Source organism: Roseateles sp. P5_B10 (assembly GCF_056400485.1).
In genome coordinates this window covers 1-2,669 of the sequence record NZ_JBFULE010000720.1, presented here as the reverse complement: position 1 = coordinate 2,669, position 2,669 = coordinate 1, and the positions used below count along the sequence as shown (strand labels likewise).

At 69.6% G+C, this 2,669-nt stretch carries 3 protein-coding genes; 2 read left to right on the top strand and 1 reads right to left on the bottom strand.

Going from position 1 to position 2,669, the window contains the following annotated elements; genetic code table 11:
- Positions 1-800: sensor histidine kinase (locus tag AC1DU6_RS26495; protein WP_477860767.1), on the bottom strand; the 800-nt coding region annotated here is incomplete at its 3' end.
- Positions 801-916: 116 nt separating this feature from the next.
- On the opposite strand from AC1DU6_RS26495, the gene AC1DU6_RS26490 reads away from it, so the two are divergent.
- Together AC1DU6_RS26490 and AC1DU6_RS26485 are read left to right on the top strand one after the other, a co-directional pair.
- Positions 917-1,714: an enoyl-CoA hydratase-related protein gene (locus AC1DU6_RS26490; protein WP_056201315.1), complete on the top strand. Its 798-nt coding sequence runs from the start codon at positions 917-919 to the stop codon at positions 1,712-1,714.
- Positions 1,711-2,669, top strand: a 959-nt coding sequence (locus AC1DU6_RS26485) for an FAD-dependent oxidoreductase (protein WP_477860765.1), incomplete at its 3' end; no start/stop codon positions are given. The genes AC1DU6_RS26490 and AC1DU6_RS26485, both read left to right, overlap by 4 nt.

Genomic DNA, 2,669 nt, shown 5'->3' with positions numbered 1-2,669 from the left:
GCGTTCTCCACCAGGGTCAGCACGATGCCGGGTGGAAGTTCAGCGTCCAGGTGGGCTGGCACGTCGATGCTGAAGGCCAGCCGCGCGCCCAGCCGCGCCTGCATGATGGTCAGGTAGCGGCGCACCATCTCGACCTCGTCGGCCAGCGGTTGCAGCTCGCGTTCGAACATCGGCAGCGTGGCGCGCAGATAGGCCGTGAAGTCACGCAGCAAGGGTGCGGCGCGGGCGTCGCCGGTGTCCACCCAATGCTGCAGCGAAGCCAGCGTGTTGAACAGGAAATGAGGCTGGATCTGGGCGGCGGCCAGGCGGGTCTGCAGGCGCAGCGCGGCGTCCTGGTCGGCCAGCTCGCGCAGCCGGGCCTCGATCTGGTCGACGCGGTAGACGGTCAACCCCCACCAGGCCGACAGGATGGCGGTCATCACCACCACGGCCAGCGCGGCGTGATCGACGGCCATCTCGCGCCAGCCCGTCTTGATCAGCACGACGAAGGCCACGGCGACGACCGCTGCAAAACCGTAGCAGGCCATGTTGAGGCGGCGCCGGCTAGGGTTGCGCCAGAGCCCGCGCGCCACAGCCATTGCGACGGACGTGATGAACAACGACAGGAGCCACGCCACCGGTCGTGTGCCCTTGGACATCTGATGCGAGAACGCGGCCAGCAGCAGCACCACGTTCACGAAGACGTACTGGTCAATGCCCGACGGCCAGGGCTGCGAGCCGGCGCGGGCCAGCTCCTCGGGCTTGAAGACGCGGCGCGAACCGGGGTAGAACCATTGGACGTAGTCGTCGAGGCGAGGCATGGCTGCAGTCTAGGAGGCGGCGTGCCCCGCCTGCCGCAGTGGGCGGGCGAACGGCGGACTGGGGCGCTTGAATGGCACAGTCGACCGATCGGTCGGGAAAAGTGCAGAATGCCCGCATGCCTTCCTGGACCTCCCTTGAATTGCAGCGCCGCGACGACGGCGTGGCCCTGCTGACGATGAACCGGCCGGCCGTGTTCAATGCCTTCGATGAGACGCTGATCGCCGAGCTCGACGCGGCTTTTGCGCTGCTCGGCGACGACGCCGGCGTGCGCGTCGTCGTGCTGGCTGGCTCGGGCAAACATTTCAGCGCCGGCGCGGACCTGCAGTGGATGCAGCGCGCGGCCGCGGCGTCGCAGGACGACAACCTCGCCGATGCCCGCCGCTTCTCCGCCATGCTGGCGCGTATTGCCGAGACCCCGAAGCCGACCATCGCCCGAGTGCAGGGTGCGGCACTCGGCGGCGGCGTCGGCCTCGTCTGTGCCTGTGACATGGCGGTCGCGTCCGACGCCGCGAGCTTCGCGGTCAGCGAGGCCCGCATGGGCATCCTGCCCGCGGTCATCGGCCCGCATCTTGTCAATGCCGTCGGCCTGCGCGAGGCGCGGCGGCTGGCGCTGATGGCCTGCCGCATCGGCGCCGACGAGGCGCTGCGCGTTGGCCTTGTGCAGCGCGTCGTGCCGGCAGAAGGCCTGGACACCGCCGTCGATGCCCTCGTGGCCGACCTGCTCGCCTGCGGCCCGCAGGCGCAGGCCGAGATCAAGCAGCTCTATGCACGCCTGGCGCCCGGCCCGGTCACGGCCGAGGTGCGCGAGCTGACCGCTCAAACCATTGCCCGTGTGCGCACGACAGCCGAGGCCCGTGAAGGCTTTGCAGCCTTCCTCGGCAAACGCAAGCCCAACTGGACTGCCCCCGAATGACCTTGAACAACTCGCGCATCCTCGTCGTCGGCGCTGGCCTGATGGGCGCCGGCATTGCCCAGGTGGCCGCCCAGGCCGGCCATGAAGTGGCGCTCTTCGACGCCCGCCCCGGTGCCGCCGAGGCCGCCAAGAGCAAGCTCTCGGCCATGCTGGACGGCCTGGTCACCAAGGGCAGGCTGACGGCCGATGCCGCGCAGGCGGCGCTGGCGCGCATCACACCGGTCGAGGCCTTGGCACCGGCCGATCTCGTCATCGAGGCCATCGTCGAGAACCTCGACGTCAAGCGCGCGCTGTTTGCTGAACTGGAAGCGCTGCTGCCGCCCGAGGCCGTCATCGCCACCAACACCTCGTCCATCTCGGTGACGGCGCTGGCGCGCGGCATGCAAAAGCCCGAGCGCCTTGTCGGCATGCACTTCTTCAACCCGGTGCCGTTGATGAAGCTGGTCGAAGTCGTGTCCGGCCTGGGCACGTCGCCCGAGGTCGCGCAGGCTGTCTTCGACCTCGCCGGCCGCTGGGGCAAGACGGCGGTGCACACGCGCTCCACGCCCGGCTTCATCGTCAACCGCATCGCCCGGCCGTACTACGCCGAGACGCTGATGCTGCTGCAGGACCGCGCTGCGGCGCCCGAGCTCATCGACGCGGTCCTCCGAGCCGCGGGCTTCCGCATGGGGCCCTGCGAGCTGATGGACCTGATCGGCCATGACACCAACTTCGCCGTGACCAACTCGGTCTTCGCGGCCAACTTCTTTGATCGCCGCTTCACGCCGTCGCTGGTGCAGCAGGAGTTGGTCGACGCCGGCTTCTTCGGCCGCAAGAGCGGGCGGGGCTTTTACCGCTACCCCGAGGGCGCGCCGGCCCTGCCGGCCGTCAGCATTGCGCCGCCGCGGGCGGCCCGTCTCGTTGTGCATGGCCGTGGCGCCCTGGCTRAGCGCTTCGTGGCCAATCTGCCCGAGGC

Coding starts and splice junctions, on each gene's coding strand:
- AC1DU6_RS26490 (WP_056201315.1), top strand. CDS start 917: ATGCCTTCCTGGACCTCCCTTGAATTGCAGCGCCGCGACGACGGCGTG.